At 34.2% G+C, this 14660-nt stretch carries 19 protein-coding genes; 11 read left to right on the plus strand and 8 right to left on the minus strand.

Features of this window, described 5'->3' with window-relative positions; genetic code table 11:
- Positions 1-19 precede the first annotated feature (19 nt).
- From ACKX2A_RS20180 to ACKX2A_RS20190, 3 genes are all read left to right on the plus strand, one after another.
- A complete protein-coding gene (locus ACKX2A_RS20180) occupies positions 20-484 on the plus strand; it encodes an ester cyclase (RefSeq protein ID WP_415326845.1) in 465 nt (154 codons plus the stop codon).
- 11 nt (positions 485-495) lie between these two features.
- The gene (locus ACKX2A_RS20185) at positions 496-1245 is read left to right on the plus strand and encodes an SDR family oxidoreductase (protein WP_415326847.1); all 750 of its coding nucleotides are present in this window, start codon (positions 496-498) and stop codon (positions 1243-1245) included.
- 309 nt (positions 1246-1554) lie between these two features.
- On the plus strand, positions 1555-2094 hold the full coding sequence (locus tag ACKX2A_RS20190) for a VOC family protein (RefSeq protein WP_415326848.1): 540 nt from the start codon (positions 1555-1557) through the stop codon (positions 2092-2094).
- Between the two features lie 134 nt (positions 2095-2228).
- On the opposite strand, the gene ACKX2A_RS20195 is transcribed toward ACKX2A_RS20190, so the two are convergent.
- Positions 2229-3143, minus strand: coding sequence for a helix-turn-helix domain-containing protein (locus ACKX2A_RS20195; RefSeq protein WP_415326849.1), 915 nt, complete (start codon positions 3141-3143; stop codon positions 2229-2231).
- A 38-nt stretch (positions 3144-3181) separates the two neighbouring features.
- Positions 3182-3991: an SDR family oxidoreductase gene (locus tag ACKX2A_RS20200; protein ID WP_415326850.1), complete on the minus strand. Its 810-nt coding sequence runs from the start codon at positions 3989-3991 to the stop codon at positions 3182-3184.
- A 290-nt stretch (positions 3992-4281) separates the two neighbouring features.
- Here ACKX2A_RS20200 and ACKX2A_RS20205 point away from each other — a divergent pair, with 290 nt between their 5' ends.
- Together ACKX2A_RS20205 and ACKX2A_RS20210 are read left to right on the plus strand one after the other, a co-directional pair.
- On the plus strand, positions 4282-4674 hold the full coding sequence (locus tag ACKX2A_RS20205; protein WP_415326852.1) for a GlcG/HbpS family heme-binding protein: 393 nt from the start codon (positions 4282-4284) through the stop codon (positions 4672-4674).
- Between the two features lie 183 nt (positions 4675-4857).
- Positions 4858-5013 carry a hypothetical protein gene (locus ACKX2A_RS20210; protein ID WP_415326853.1) on the plus strand — a complete coding sequence of 52 codons (156 nt, stop codon included), beginning with the start codon at positions 4858-4860 and terminating at the stop codon, positions 5011-5013.
- A gap of 24 nt (positions 5014-5037) precedes the next feature.
- Here ACKX2A_RS20210 and ACKX2A_RS20215 read toward each other — a convergent pair whose 3' ends face one another.
- Complete coding sequence (locus ACKX2A_RS20215) at positions 5038-5628, minus strand: Crp/Fnr family transcriptional regulator (protein ID WP_415326854.1); 591 nt, start codon at positions 5626-5628, stop codon at positions 5038-5040.
- Between the two features lie 196 nt (positions 5629-5824).
- Between ACKX2A_RS20215 and ACKX2A_RS20220 the strand changes: the two genes are divergently transcribed.
- Positions 5825-6337, plus strand: a complete 513-nt coding sequence (locus ACKX2A_RS20220) for a YceI family protein (protein WP_415326856.1) — start codon at positions 5825-5827, stop codon at positions 6335-6337.
- A gap of 71 nt (positions 6338-6408) precedes the next feature.
- On the opposite strand, the gene ACKX2A_RS20225 is transcribed toward ACKX2A_RS20220, so the two are convergent.
- Both ACKX2A_RS20225 and ACKX2A_RS20230 read right to left on the minus strand, forming a co-directional pair.
- Positions 6409-7137, minus strand: coding sequence for a pirin family protein (locus ACKX2A_RS20225; RefSeq protein WP_415326858.1), 729 nt, complete (start codon positions 7135-7137; stop codon positions 6409-6411).
- Between the two features lie 81 nt (positions 7138-7218).
- The gene (locus tag ACKX2A_RS20230) at positions 7219-7794 is read right to left on the minus strand and encodes an isochorismatase family protein (RefSeq protein WP_415326860.1); all 576 of its coding nucleotides are present in this window, start codon (positions 7792-7794) and stop codon (positions 7219-7221) included.
- 427 nt (positions 7795-8221) lie between these two features.
- Here ACKX2A_RS20230 and ACKX2A_RS20235 point away from each other — a divergent pair, with 427 nt between their 5' ends.
- The 5 genes from ACKX2A_RS20235 to ACKX2A_RS20255 all read left to right on the plus strand — a co-directional run bounded on the left by ACKX2A_RS20235 (position 8222) and on the right by ACKX2A_RS20255 (position 12255).
- Positions 8222-8800, plus strand: a complete 579-nt coding sequence (locus tag ACKX2A_RS20235) for a Crp/Fnr family transcriptional regulator (RefSeq protein WP_415326861.1) — start codon at positions 8222-8224, stop codon at positions 8798-8800.
- Positions 8801-8894: 94 nt separating this feature from the next.
- Positions 8895-9386: a cupin domain-containing protein gene (locus ACKX2A_RS20240; protein WP_415326862.1), complete on the plus strand. Its 492-nt coding sequence runs from the start codon at positions 8895-8897 to the stop codon at positions 9384-9386.
- 413 nt (positions 9387-9799) lie between these two features.
- On the plus strand, positions 9800-10609 hold the full coding sequence (locus ACKX2A_RS20245; RefSeq protein ID WP_415326864.1) for a T9SS type A sorting domain-containing protein: 810 nt from the start codon (positions 9800-9802) through the stop codon (positions 10607-10609).
- A 135-nt stretch (positions 10610-10744) separates the two neighbouring features.
- Positions 10745-11314: a Crp/Fnr family transcriptional regulator gene (locus tag ACKX2A_RS20250; RefSeq protein WP_415326866.1), complete on the plus strand. Its 570-nt coding sequence runs from the start codon at positions 10745-10747 to the stop codon at positions 11312-11314.
- Positions 11315-11391: 77 nt separating this feature from the next.
- On the plus strand, positions 11392-12255 hold the full coding sequence (locus ACKX2A_RS20255) for an SDR family oxidoreductase (protein ID WP_415326868.1): 864 nt from the start codon (positions 11392-11394) through the stop codon (positions 12253-12255).
- Between the two features lie 168 nt (positions 12256-12423).
- On the opposite strand, the gene ACKX2A_RS20260 is transcribed toward ACKX2A_RS20255, so the two are convergent.
- The 3 genes from ACKX2A_RS20260 to ACKX2A_RS20270 all read right to left on the minus strand — a co-directional run bounded on the left by ACKX2A_RS20260 (position 12424) and on the right by ACKX2A_RS20270 (position 14649).
- Positions 12424-12870: a hypothetical protein gene (locus tag ACKX2A_RS20260; protein ID WP_415326870.1), complete on the minus strand. Its 447-nt coding sequence runs from the start codon at positions 12868-12870 to the stop codon at positions 12424-12426.
- Positions 12871-13076: 206 nt separating this feature from the next.
- Positions 13077-13748 carry a MarR family winged helix-turn-helix transcriptional regulator gene (locus ACKX2A_RS20265; RefSeq protein ID WP_415326872.1) on the minus strand — a complete coding sequence of 224 codons (672 nt, stop codon included), beginning with the start codon at positions 13746-13748 and terminating at the stop codon, positions 13077-13079.
- 139 nt (positions 13749-13887) lie between these two features.
- The gene (locus ACKX2A_RS20270) at positions 13888-14649 is read right to left on the minus strand and encodes a lipopolysaccharide kinase InaA family protein (RefSeq protein WP_415326873.1); all 762 of its coding nucleotides are present in this window, start codon (positions 14647-14649) and stop codon (positions 13888-13890) included.
- Positions 14650-14660 lie beyond the last annotated feature (11 nt).

Consider the following 14660-nt stretch of genomic DNA (forward strand, 5'->3'; position numbering starts at 1 on the left):
AAAAATTAAAAACTTTTATATGAAGACAGATACAACAGCGCAAGATTATGTTAAAGCGTTAACACAACAGGAAATAGATACTTTAAAAGCATTTTACGCTGTATTCAGCAACCGTGATTACAGTGTGATAGATCAAATTTTATCTCCGGATTGGCAGGATATTCCTCTGGCTCCGGGTCAGCAAAAAGGAGCTAATGGTTTTAAGACTTTGGTACAAGATTTTACCTCGGCATTTCCGGATGTGCAAGTGAATGTTCATGAGATTTTTGGCAGTCATGAGCGTGCAGGTGTACGTGCAGAAATGGTCTTTACTCATAGTAACGAATTTATGGGGATACCTGCAACCAATCAAAAACTCACCATCGCCATTCATGAATTTCATCATCTGAAACATTGCAAACTGGAAAAAAACTGGCATCTGGAAGACTGGCTAAGCATGTTATTGCAAACAGGTGCATGGCCTGCAAATCAAAATAATCATTAAAAAAATTTAATATGTATCCTGAATTAAAAGGAAAAGTCGCATTGATTACTGGAGCTTCCAAAGGCATAGGCAAAGGAATTGCTGAGAAACTGGCTTCTGAGGGTTTACAGCTTATTCTTAATTATAGCTCAGATGAAAAAGCAGCTCTGGAAACGGCGAGACTCATGGATGATTATAAAATTAATTATCAGATGATTAAAGCGGATGTTTCAAATCCTTCAGCCATTGAAGAATTGTTTCAGCAGGTGTTAGCTAAGTTTGGTCGTCTTGATATTGTGATCGCAAATGCAGGTATAGAAATGGTTGATAAGCCTTTTACAGACTATACCGAAAACGATTTTGATAAAATTTATAACCTTAATGTAAAAGGAACCTTTTTTGTTATGCAACAGGCTGCAAAGCATATTACCGACGGTGGAAGGATTATTTTAATTTCCTCCACTCAGAGCCTAAATGCGGAGTCAGGTGCGGCGGTTTACGCATCCAGTAAAAGTGCGGGAAAAAAGTTCGTAGATATCCTGAGCAAAGAGTTGGGACATCGCGGTATTACTGTTAATTCTGTTATGCCTGGCGTGATAGATCAGGCGGGAGTAATTGCCAATATTTCGGAAGAATTTAAGCAGCTTGTGCGCGACAATTCTCCATTTGGTCGCCTTGGAAACGTACAGGACATCGGAAAGGTAGTTGCTTTCCTGGCTTCTGATGAAGCAGGCTATATCAATGGTGCCCATATCAAGGCTAATGGTGGTTCCAGTTTTTAAATTCCTCCCATTATTCAAAGATATGTCTAAGTATCTTTGAAGTAAATAAGTAGCTTGGAGTACCGTAGTGGAGATGTTAACTTGTTAGGACACAATTTGCATCTCAATCAGTCGATATTTATATTAATATCAAAATTTGCTTATTTATTAATAAAATAAAATGTGTTATTTATTTTGTAGTCAACATCTGTCATAATTCCACACAATCTTTGATATTCATAATCTTGGCTTTGTATTTTGTATAAAACCGCAATGACTTTCTGCAGAAATTTGCTGTATTAAATTAATACTAATTAAAATTTAGAAATCATGAAAAATTTATTACAAAAAACAATCATTGCATTAAGTTTATCTTTTGCCATTGTCGGAAGTGCACAAAATCACAAACATAACACGGGATTCAAGATGCCGGCATTAAATCCCAAAAGTGCATTAGCGGAATTAAGTGGAAATCATGTGGGCATCAGAGTTCCTGATTATGATGCAGCAATTAAGTGGTACACCGAAAAATTAGATTTCCGAATTATTCACGAATGGCCTTATGCTGATGAAAAACTAGCTTATCTGGCACCAGCAAACACGAACGATTTTTGGATTGAAATTCTTGCCGGCGGAAAGCTCAGTGAGCCAATTGTATACAACGATTTAGGAAAAAGTCTTGAGAAGGCAGGTTTTCATCACATTTGCATGGATGTTACAAGTGTAGATAAGACTGTTGCCGAATTGAAAAAAAGAGGCGTGACAATTGTAGGAGACACATTTTATCTTCCTGCTATCGGACGTAAATTAGCATTCTTTCAGGATCCGTGGGGAAATATGATTGAGTTATCTGAACTCGTAAAAAAATAAATTGCCAATTTTTTAAAAGCCTTTAGTCTGTAGACTGAAGGCTTTATTTTATGGATACTAAATACAGCTTCAAAATCGATGCTGTATTCATTTGTTATTTTAAACTGCACATACTGTTGCTTGAAATATATTTTTTAATTAAGCAATTTTTTAAATTCAATTGGAGTAAGATTTGTTTTCTTTTTAAAAAGTCTGCTGAGTGACTGAGAATGCTCAAATCCCAATGTGTATGCGATTTCTGAAATAGACAGATTGGTTGAGGTAAGATATTCTTTAGCCTTTTCAATAAGCTTATTATGAATGTGCTGCTGAGCATTTTGTCCGGTAAGCGAACGAAGCATATCGCTTAAATAACGTGGCGAACAATTGAGATGCTCTGCTATATATTCCACAGTGGGCAAACCATTTTGAATTATACCTTCCAGCTCAAAATAGCTATTTAAAAGAGTTTCAATTTTTGTAAGCAAATCGTAATTCACATCTTTTCGGGTAATGAATTGTCTTTTATAAAAACGGTTGCTGTAATTGAGTAAAACTTCGATGTGAGATATCAAAACATCTTGACTAAAATCATCAATTGTATTGTTTAATTCTGTTTTAATATTTTCAAAAATAGAAAAAATGATTTGTTTCTCTTTATCAGATATGTACAACGCTTCATTAGCGCTGTAAGAAAAAAAACCAAAATTTTTAATCTTTTGAGCCAATGGATAATGACGAATGAAGTCGGGGTGAAATAAAAGTGTATACCCAGACAAATCTCTTTCTGCCGCACCTCTGGAAAGCACTTGGTTGGGTGCAGTAAATGCCATTCTTCCTTCGTCAAAGTCGTAATTTTGCTGCCCATAGGATATTTTTCCATTAAGCTTAAATTTATAAGAGATTTTATAAAAATTAAGCTGAAAAGTTTCTGGCTGATCTTCAAATGGCGTTGTGATATCTGCATAGTTGGCCAAATTCACCAGAGGATGTGAGAGCCTTGGCAATCCCAAAACACTGTTCAGTTCAGAAAGAGAATCAAATCTTGCAATTCTATTTTCCTTTTTCATTCCTACAAATTTATTTTTTTTCTTCGAAAATCAATTATTTATTTAATAGTGAAAATATTTTTGATTTTTAAATAATGTGCTTCAGAACCTATTCGTTCTCTTTCTTCAAATTCGGGTTCTGCATCTTCTCCTACAACATATCGTAATTTTAGATTATTATCAGTGGCTGCTTCGTATATTGCTAATGCAACACTTTCAGCTGTTCTGAATTTCTGAATTTTTTCCGGATTATAACCTTCCATTACTTTTTCTTCAATGTCCTGATAGGCTTCATGCTGTGCTCCATCCAGTGAGCGCCCTGCAAAATCGGTATTTATGCCTCCAGGTGCAATAATTTTAACTCCAACATTAAAGGAAGCTAATTCATAAGCTAAGCTTTCTGAAAAACCATCAATTGCAAATTTTGTTGCCGAGTAAACAGAACAGGTAGGATATCCCCAAAGTCCCAGCATTGAAGAGATATTAATAAACAATCCTTGCTTTTTCTCCCGAAAGTACGGTGTAAAAGCTTTTGAAATACGTATGACTCCTAATAAATTAGTATCGATCTGACGGACAATTTGATCATCTGTGAATGCTTCCAAAACACCGATGAGACCATATCCGGCATTGTTTACAACGACGTCGACAGAATGGTTCTGTAAAATATCTGTGATTAACTCATTGAGCTGTTCAGAATCTGATACATCAAGTTTTTTAAGTGTAACATTTTCCAGACTGTTTAATTCTTTTTCTATTTCGGGATTTCTCATGGTAGCAATTACGTGCCATCCTTTTGACTGAAATAATTTTGCTGTCGCCTTACCCAAACCTGCAGAAGCTCCCGTTATAAAAATTGTTTTTTTCATTCTTTTATTTTTAATTGTTAATGATGCAAAAATGAGCATTCAAATGATTTAGAATGTGGCCATATTGAGTTTTCCTGTAACCAAAATGACGGAGGTGATATTTAAGGTTTTGCAGATTTTCACCGTCACTAAAGGTTCGAGGTTTAAAATTTACGTTTTTTCTTCATCTTTCTTTGATATTCATAATTAAGCCTTTGTTATTTGTACAAACTTCCGCCTTGTTTCGTCGCAACTTTGCTACAGAGAAAATCAGTAATCAATATTGATTCAAAACCTAAAAAAAATTTGTCATGGAATTTACACAACAACAGGCTTTCAGATCATTAAATCAGTCGGTAGAGAAAGCAAACGAAATCGGCGTAAATGCCAACATTACAATTCTGGATAAAGCTGGTCATCTTAAAGCATTTATTAGAATGGACGATGCTTTTCTGGGATCGATCGACATCTCAATGGGAAAAGCAAAAACAGCGATGCTCTTTCGGATGAATTCTGAAGCTGTGGGAGAATTTCTTAATCCTGAAAACAAAACCTACGGAATGGTTAATACCAATGGAGGGCTTATAGGTTTTAAAGGCGGAGTTCCTGTCACTTCAGAAAATGAAATTGTTGCTTACATCGGTGTTTCCGGCGGAAGTCCCGAGCAGGATTTTGAAATTGCAACTGCAGGAAGCAGAATTTAAACCACAAAAATCAACAAAAACATTTTAAATATAAACAAATAAATTTTAGAAATCATGAGTACAACAAAAACAATTCTAATTACCGGGGCAGGTTCCGGATTCGGAGAAGGAACAGCATTTGGTTTAGCTAAATTAGGTCACAAGATTATCGCAGGGGTTTAAATTTTACCTGAAGTTACAGCAATGAGAAAGAAAGTTGAAGAAGCAGGATTGCAGGATAGTATTGAGGTCAGAAAATTAGACATTCTAGATAAATATGATGTTAAGAATGCACTGAAATTAGATATCGACATATTTTTCAGTAACGCAGGAATCGGTGAAAGCGGTCCTGAAATGTAATTTGAAAGTAAAATTTAGTACAATCTATTTCTGTTTACGAATACGGCTCAAAGTTTCCTTTGTAATTCCAAGGTAAGATGCAATGAGATGCTGTGGAAATCTCTGTAAAAATGCAGGATGAGTTTTAAAAAGGTTGTTGTAACGATCAACTGCAGAAAGGCTTATTGCATTATTTATGCGGTTTTGCATTGCTATTCCGTGATTCATGTCCAGGCGTTTTGTCAATTCATTGAGAGCAGGAACTTTTGCCATTTCTTTAATACCCTCTTGCGGAATCATTAACATTTCTGTATCCTCATAGGCTTCGATATTGTAAATGGTTGGTTTTGCACCGAGCAGACTTTCGCGGTCTGCAACCCACCAATTTTCGAGATAAAGATTGATGACATTTTCTTTGCCCAAATCATCTACAGAATATTGTTTCATCGCCCCTTTAATGATAAAACCGCAATATTTACAGATGTCTCCCTGTTTCAGAAAAAACTGTTTTCTGCCAATTTTTTTATAAACAAACAACTCTTTTATAAATTCTTTGTCTTCAAAAGTTAATGGCGAAGAGCTGTGTGCTTCGATATAATCGAAAAGAATTAAAAAACTGTCTTGGTTAATATTCATATTTATAGGGTCGACTTATTTCTGGACTCACGAATTTAATGAAATAATTTGGGCGTTAAAAATGCTTTTTTTAATTCAATGTTAAGCAGATAATTAAATTAATTCTAAACACGATATTTATTATCAAATATCAACAATTTCCGTTCAGCAGTCCCTATAAATTTGCAGTATAAACAACAATTTAAAATTTTATACAATGGCAACAAAATGGAACCTAGACCCAACGCACAGTGAATTGACTTTCAAAGTAAGACATATGATGATATCAAATGTCAAAGGAAATTTTACCGATTTTGATGTGCAACTTGAAGCTGAAGACGATACTTTCGCGAACGTAAAAACAGCGGCAACCATCCAGACAGATTCTATCTCAACGTACAATACCGACAGAGATAATCATTTGAAATCTGCAGACTTTTTTAACGTGGAAGTTTATCCTACAATCACTTTCGAAGCTTCAGCACTTAGCAACGATGTGACGGGAAATCTTACCATCAACGGAATTACAAAACCAATTACGCTTGATGTAGATTTCAACGGAATCAAAGCGGATCCTTACGGAAATACAAGAGCCGGATTCTCTTTCGAAGGGAAAATCAACAGAAAAGATTTCGGACTTACCTGGCACGCTGCACTTGAAGGTGGAGGAGTAATGGTAAGTGATGAGGTGAAATTGGCAGGTGAATTACAGTTTGTAAAAGAAGCTTAAAAACAAAAAATTGCAGACAATAGAAAAAGCCTTTGGAATCTCAAAGGCTTTATTTTTTTACAGTAAGAAGGTTAATGGAATTTATTTCCGCTGAACATTCCTGATTCGCTGTATTTAGCGTCTTTTTTTATCTGAAATAAAACAAGATCACTTTCTGTGGTCGCTTCAAGAGGTAAATTTTCTTCAAGAATTATGCAATCGCCCTTTGCAACGGTCTCATTTTCGATTTTAATTTTTCCGTTGAAACAGTAGATAAAATTGATAAATTCTTCATTCCATTCTGGGATTTTCACAACTTTATCTTTTTCCACTCTGATATCGAAAATATTGGTTTCTACCCTTAATTTCAAGGGAGAATCACCTCTGTCTCCAGCAACCAATCTCCAGATATTTTCACTGAAAACATTGTCAAACTGATGAAACTGAACTTGCGGAGGTAAATTATTTTCAGAGGGTCGCATAAAGATTTGGAGCATTTCCACATCTTCCTCGGCACTTTCTTCGTGTGAAACTCCGCTTCCGGCATTCATCAGCATCATATAAGAATTGTTGAGATGTTCTTTTTTACCCGTGCTGTCGAGATGAACCATCTTTCCGGAACGGATATAGGAGAAGATTTCATCATCCTGATGAGGATGCATCGGAACCAACCCGGGAGGTTTAAATAAGGCGTGATCGATTCTTCCGATAGTCAAAAATCCCGTATCGTTTTTTCCGAGATTGATTCCCGGATACAATATTTCAACATGAAATGTCTGGTTTCCGTGGGTATGCTTTTCTGAAGCTCTAATGATTTTCATATAGATAAAGTTTTAATTCTAAAGACAAAAAAAACACCGCTTTTATATTTTGAAACGATGTTTCTTTTTGTAAATCAAATTTTAATGATAGTTTAAAATTCCAACCAGTTTTTGTCCGTTTGGACTGGTCCAGTCAATTGCCAGTTCAGAGATGATCTGATCTACTGTCGTGATAATTGCTCCTGCCTGTCTCATTCTTTCCAAAGCCAGATTATCGCCGTATTGGGTGTAGGAAGCCGATGCATCAGCAGAAACCTGTACTTCATAACCTTCATCCAACATCTGCAAAACAGGGAAAGTCACGCAAATTTCTGTCGTAACACCTGCCACGAAAAGTTTTTTTCTGCCTAAAGCTTTTACCGCTTCATTAAAACCTTGGTGGTGCATTGCATTTACAATTCCCGGGCGTTTGATTCGGGCTTCATAGGCTTCTGGTAAAATTTCCTGTAATTCAGGAATTAGTGGCCCCTGAACTTGGTCTTCCATACTGGATGTCAAAATCACAGGAAGGTTAAGAGCTTTTGCAATTTTCGCCAGTTTAATGGCATTTTGCTTTACTAGATTGATGTCGTGAGAATGTGTCCAAGCCATTGTTCCTACTTGGTGGTCGATAAGAAGTATGGCTGCGTTTTCCGGATTGAATGCTTTTGTGTGCATAATAAATGTATTTAAGTTAATATTATTTAATGGTGTACTTTAGCTGTATAAGTGCTTATTGTACAGGACAAAATTAGGCTGACTTGCTTCTGAAAAACGGTGATATTTGATACAAAAAACCTGTGATAAATATCAATAAGATTGTTTAAGTGTTTGCTTTTTAGGCACTTAATAAGATGTGTGTTTGTAAATGTGTTTTCTAAAAGAAAATAAAAAAAAAGGATGGTTTCTAATATGATGAGAACATTAAGGAATTTTCCTGCTGTTCTGAATGCTTATCTTAATTTTGATTAAAAATCGTCCTGAGAAATCAACGGGCGATTTTTTAGTATTGTATTTTGGAGATCAAATATAATAAATGACAATTGAGCGAAAATTTTTAAATTTGATAAAATAACGATTTTCCTGATCGCTTCAAAAAACTAAAATGTACGAACCACTTTTTGATTATATAGAACGCTATAGCAATTCGAGTCTTTCAGCTGAAGAGAAAGAGAAGATTCAGTCACTATTATTGCCGAAAAAATTAAGAAAAAAACAATATTTTCTTGAAGAAGGAAATATTTGTTCGTACACAGGTTTTATTCTGAAAGGAGCGATGAGACAGTTCAGTGTAGACAGTCACGGAATTGAGTACATTCTACAATTGGCACTGGAAAACTGGTGGATCGTTGACCGACAAAGTTTTATGAATCAAATACCTTCCAAATATTATATCGAAGCTTGGGAAAACACAGAATTATTGGTCTTACCAAGACCCAATCTTGATGCTTTTCTGGAAATTCCCTCAGTGAGAGATATGTTCTGGAAAATGAGCGAAAACAATCATATTGCTTCACAAAAACGTGTGAATGATGCAATAAGTCTCAGTGCTTTGGAGCGCTATGAAAGTTTTGTTCAACTTCATCCGGACATGATTCAGAGATTTCCTTTGCATCAGATAGCTTCTTATTTGGGAATTTCCCGTGAAACACTTAGTAGAATCAGGAAGCAAAGTTTTCGTTAATTGAATTCTGTCGAATTGATTGTGACAAAAGTCAACGATTTCAAGTTTAGTACTAATGTAAATTTGTTTCATTAATAATTTTAAGAAAAAAACAATGCACTCAGATATTAAAATTATAGGCGAGGTAAGTGGCAAAAGACTGGCCGTTGCAGGAGGAAATTATCGAATTATTATTTCCGGGGAAGAAACGGATAACCGTTTTGCTGTCATCGAAATGACTGTTCCGCCGAATGGCGGACCGCCACCGCATTCGCATCCGAACACTCACGAAACTTTTTATGTTTTGGAAGGTGAAGTTGAATTTAAAACGGAGAAAGGAAAAACTGTTGTTTCCAAAGGTGGATTTGTGGAGATTCCTTTTGGTGGCGCTGTCCATTGTTTTAAAAATACTTCTGATTCTTTTGCGAAACTCCTTTGTACAGTAATGCCCGCAGGATTGGAAACAATCTTCGAAGCTATCGGAAAACCAGTTTCCGAAGGTGAGTTTTTGCCTGTTCCGGAGATGACAGAAGAAAGGAAAAATTTCCTACAGAATCTGGATGAGAAGTTTGGACAGAAAACTTTTCCGCCTGATTATTTAGATTGAAATCGATCAATGATTTTTAAGAATAATTCTAATAGGATTTTACAGATATTAATTAATATGACACTTCTTTGGAACTTCAGATATTCCAATAATTTATTCTCAATTGTTTGGGAACGTGCGCTTCTTAAATATCATTCACGACAGAATCTAAAAAGTGATTTACTATTAAATTAGGTTTTATGTAATTGTTTATCAATGTTATAATATTGTTTTTTTCAATGATTGATTCCTTCCAAAATAATAAGAGATTTTTAAATTTATCTTTAAACATGGACAATTTTAATTATAGAAAAATAATTTTTATAGATTTTATATATTAAAAATCATGATTTAGTGATTTATTTCTTGTTTTTTAAAAAATTTAAATAAATAATGTGTTAACTTTAAGGTAGTTAACCAAAAAAGCAATTATCATGAAAACAATTTTAAAAAATCTTGTCCTGCTTTTAGTATTGACTATAAGCTGTATGTTTCTCAATGCACAAACATTCGATTCCAGTACCAATTTCAGGATAAAAAATAAAGCCAACGGAAAATGTGTTGGTATCAATGAGGTTTTATCCTTTCCTCAAGTAATATTAAAAGATTGTGCTGTAACGGATTATAAATTTACCATCGTAAAAGATCCGTCTTTAAATATTTATACAATAAGTGGTAGAAACCTTGCTGATAACAGCACATATAGACTTCAGTATCCCGCGCTTCTTAATCTTATTAACCTTAAAGTAGAGGCTAATATCGATCCAAATTCAAACTTAGATCGACAGACTTGGATGCTGACAAAATATTCAGATGACAGCTACAATATATTAATAGCTAATTCTGACAATCCATTATCATGGACAAGCAAGATTCTTGGTCTTCTTGAGATTCCACTCATTAATTTTGTTTATCTGTCATCGGCTGCTAACTCAGATGATAATAAATGGTTTTTAGAAACTATAAGCGGTACCAATTTAAGATTATCGGATGCTTCAACCAAAACCAATTCTCCTGTATACCCGAATCCGGTAAGACAAGGCGAAAGCATCACTATTGATCTTTCTCCATCGGATAATTATGAATTAAGGATCGTTGATACTGATGGAATTGAAGTTAAATATGAAAAGATAAGAAAAGATGAAAAAGCAGTAATCTCCACGGCTGGAATGCGTCAGGGAATTTATTTTTATAATGCTAAAGGCGAAAATAATAAAATTTCGGGTAAATTCTCTGTGAATTAAATGTTTTAAAAATTTAAATTAAAAAAACCGTTCAACTTTTGGACGGTTTTTCCATGCAATTTAAAGCTTTATCTTTACCGCAGGTTTTTACCATTTGGTAAATAAATTTTCCATTATAAACCCGAAATTTGTATTATGGAAGAATTTGTCAATTACATACTGCAATTCGGCAATCTGAATAATAAACAGATAGAGCTGATCTTGAGTAAAGCAGAAACAATGAAACTTCGTAAAGATGAATATTTTTCTGAAGCAGGTAAAATACCCCGCTATGTTGGATTTATTTTAAAAGGTGTTGTAAGGTTCTGCTATTACAACAATAAAAGTGAAGAAATCACACACTCGTTTGTTGAAGAAAATAATTTTGTTTCGGACCAGCAAAAGTTTGAAGCACAAATGGTTGCTTCAGAATATATACAAGCGATAACAGATTGTGAGTTGCTTGTCTTTTCAAAAAAGAACTGGGATGAGATTGGAAATACCATTGTCGGATGGAAAGATATAGAGAATCTGATTGTCAAAAACTGTCTGATGAAAACGATAGAACGAAGAAGTCCTTTAGTATCTGAAGATGCTACAACTCGCTATTTATCATTTATCAATCAATTTCCGGGGCTTCTTAATCGTGTTCCGCTTTCGCAGGTGGCTTCTTATTTGGGGATTACCCAGCAATCACTTAGCAGAATTAGGAAAAATATCCGTTAAAAATGCTTTTTACCAAATGGTAAATGTTTTTTATTTGAATTAATCAATCTTTGCATCAATCATTAAAGAATAAAAAGATGAGCAAAAAAATAGTATTGATTACAGGAACAAATAGTGGTTTCGGTTGGCTTACTGCACATAGCGTTGCAGCATTAGGTCACAAAGTATATGCAACAATGAGAGATACCGAGGGCAAGAATGCAGATAAAGCGAAAGCGCTTTCGGAAGTTGAAAACATCACTGTTCTGGATGTTGCGCTTACTGATGATAAAAGTGTAAATCAAGCGGTAGAAACAATTCTTGCTAAAGAAGGTGCTATCGATGTATTGGTAAATAACGCGGGATTTTCGATGCATGGTGTTGCAGAAAGTTTTACAACAGCCGATGTACAGGCAATGTTCGACATCAATGTCTTTGCGCCTTGGAGATTCATCAAGCAGATATTACCTGCAATGCGTAAACAGGAAGATGGACTTATCATAAATGTTACAAGCGGATTTGGAAGAGTTTCATTTCCTTTTGCAACAGTGTATGCTGCGTCGAAATTTGGCTTGGAAGGTCTTAGCGAAGGTTTGCATTATGAAGTTAAACGTCTGGGAATAGATGTTGCCATCTTGGAGCCTGGTGCTTTTCCAACTGAAATGGCACAAAAAACTGGTTATGCTTCGGATCAGTCTGTATTTGAGGGGTATGGTGCAATTGCGGAAATTCCAAATAAAATGATGGCTGCTCTTGGCGAAATGATCCAGACTCATCAGACCAATCCGCAAGATGTTGCCGATGCGATTGTAAAATTAATAAATACCGAAAAAGGTAAAAGACCACTGAGAACCGTTGTGGATCCGATAACCGGAGAATATATTAATGCTGCCAACGAAGCCGTAGCAGAACAGTTTGGAAAAGGCTTAACGGTCTTTGGAATGGGAGAGTTGTTGGATTAATAAAAGATTTTCAAATAACAGATTTCTCTGCAAACAATCCCGAAGAATATTTCTCCGGGATTTTTAGATATATTTTACAAAGCATTAGAGTCGAGTACAATTAAACCAGTTTATAAGTAAGACTTTTTCTTTCACGGATTTAGTTTTTTTAATTTTATCGAAACTATACTATGATTTATTTTTTTGGTCTGAAGAATTATTGTCGCTTTGAGATAAATTATCAATGCCTATTTTTGAAAAAAATTGATGATGAAAACTATTAAGCTTTGTCATGATGTTAAGCATATCATTTTTTTCTTTTTTGGTAAGGATTTCCAGCAGATGAGAAGGAATTTGCTCTGTTATAGTAATTTTAGAATCTTTAGCGATGTCTTTAGAATAAAGGACTTCGTAATTACCAAGATGGTCGAATAATTTGGTTATAGCCTCTTCAACTGTTATTCCATTTTCTTTACCTTCCCAATGAAGCTCTATATCTTCATGTGTTTTTGTTTGCTCTCTGTTTACTATCCAACTTTTGAAGCCGTCGATATCTGAACTGTATAAATTCAATTTATTTTCTCGTTCAAATTCTTCTACAAGGTTTGTTAAGTCTTTGATGATAGTGTAATACATATAACGGATTGCGATACAAATATACTGTATTTTATCAATTAGGTTTATATGTATTCTATTTAATTTTAATTAAAATCAAAAAAACGACATAAAAAACACACAAAAATTCCAATTTATGTGTGTTTTTATGCTTTATGTATTTGTATGGTAAGATTTATATTAATTTCATTACTGCAAATTTTATTAGACGTGCTAAAGTAAGATTGTTATTTTAAAAAAGAATATTCATCTAAAACAGTTTCAATGAGATCCTTACTGTTAATATTTCTTGAAAAAATAGGGTTGTGAAAATGATCAAGCTTGTTTAAAATCTTTATTAATTCTAACTTTTCATTATAATTTAAATTTCCCGTAACAATTTTTGTTGCATTTTTTATCTTCTGCATATTGGCTTCCAATGCTTCCAGACCTTTCTCAGAAATTTTAATGACTTTATTTCTCTTATCAACTTCAGAATCAGTCTGCTCGATAAACCCTTGCTTTAATAATCTTGTGATAATCAGCATACCTCCCGGTTTATCCTGAATGTTTTTCTTAATAAGATCCATCTTCGACATACTTCCAAAGGCTTTTAAATTAATTAAATAAATAAAATCCTCTTGTGTAGAAAATTCTGAATCAGCAATAGCAGATTTAGAATAAGTTTTCGCATATCTATTGGTATGAACGATCATTGTACAGATCGCACTTTCGACAGATCTTCCATCTTCTTTTCCCACCCAGTGCGGCTCATTTTCGACCTTTTGGGGTTTATGGCATTCTTTATCCCGAATCCACGCCATAAAGCCGTCAATATCCAACGTATAATTGGAGATCGCATTATCAGCTTCAAATTCTTCAAGCAGTTTAATAAGGTCTTTAATAATTCTGTAATGCATTTTTGGAATATTGGTTTACAAATATACCATATTTATTTAATGGCATTGAATTTAAAAATTGTCCTCAAATTTTAGGCAACTTAAACGTTTTGGCGTTTTTTTACAAAAAAATTATATTCTTTTCCGCCAATTACTTTACTTAAATTTTAATGATATATTTATACAATTTCAGAACTTTTTTTACTTTTCGTTTTAAAATCAGTCTGTTAACTGCATCCAAGATTATTTTTTCACAATAATCGGCTGTGCTTCCGAATAATTGAGCATATTCATGAGAAATTATTTTAATGATTTCGGGATCATTGGTGATCCTTGCAAAGTTTTTCAGCCGCTTTTCCAGTTCAATAGATTCGTGAAAATTCATTCTGTTGAGGTCTACCATGTAAATGATATATTTTTCGTCTTTTTTTTGAATTAAAAAATTATTAGGGGAATTATCCAAAAACTGGATGCCGTCGTTATGGAGACGAAACATCAAAAGTGTATATTCTTTTATAATTTTTTCCCGATCAGGAAAGGAATGATCGGTAAGAATATCAGTAAACGTCCAGGAATTTTCTAATTGTTCGCTTATGTAATAACTTGATGTAAGACCTATGAAATCGTGGTTTTCTATATAGGCAATTGGTTTTGGGGTATGATAGTTTTTTTTAATAAGTAAATGTGCATATTCAAACGAACGCTGGGCTTTCGACTTTCGGTAGAATTTGTAGACGTGCCGGTTTATAATATTATGTTGTTTAAACGATTTAAAGTTTAATATTAATCCATTCAGATTAAAGAACTTAATAATATTTCGAGAGCCATTTCCAATAAGAGTACCGTCATTTTTAAATTTATTCAGGATGGAAAGAACATCGTATTTAGATTGGGGTAAATCTTCAGCAAAAATCAATTTCATATCAAATATTT

Origin of the sequence: Chryseobacterium sp. MMS23-Vi53 (genome assembly GCF_047651245.1) — a bacterium.
Classification (GTDB): domain Bacteria; phylum Bacteroidota; class Bacteroidia; order Flavobacteriales; family Weeksellaceae; genus Chryseobacterium.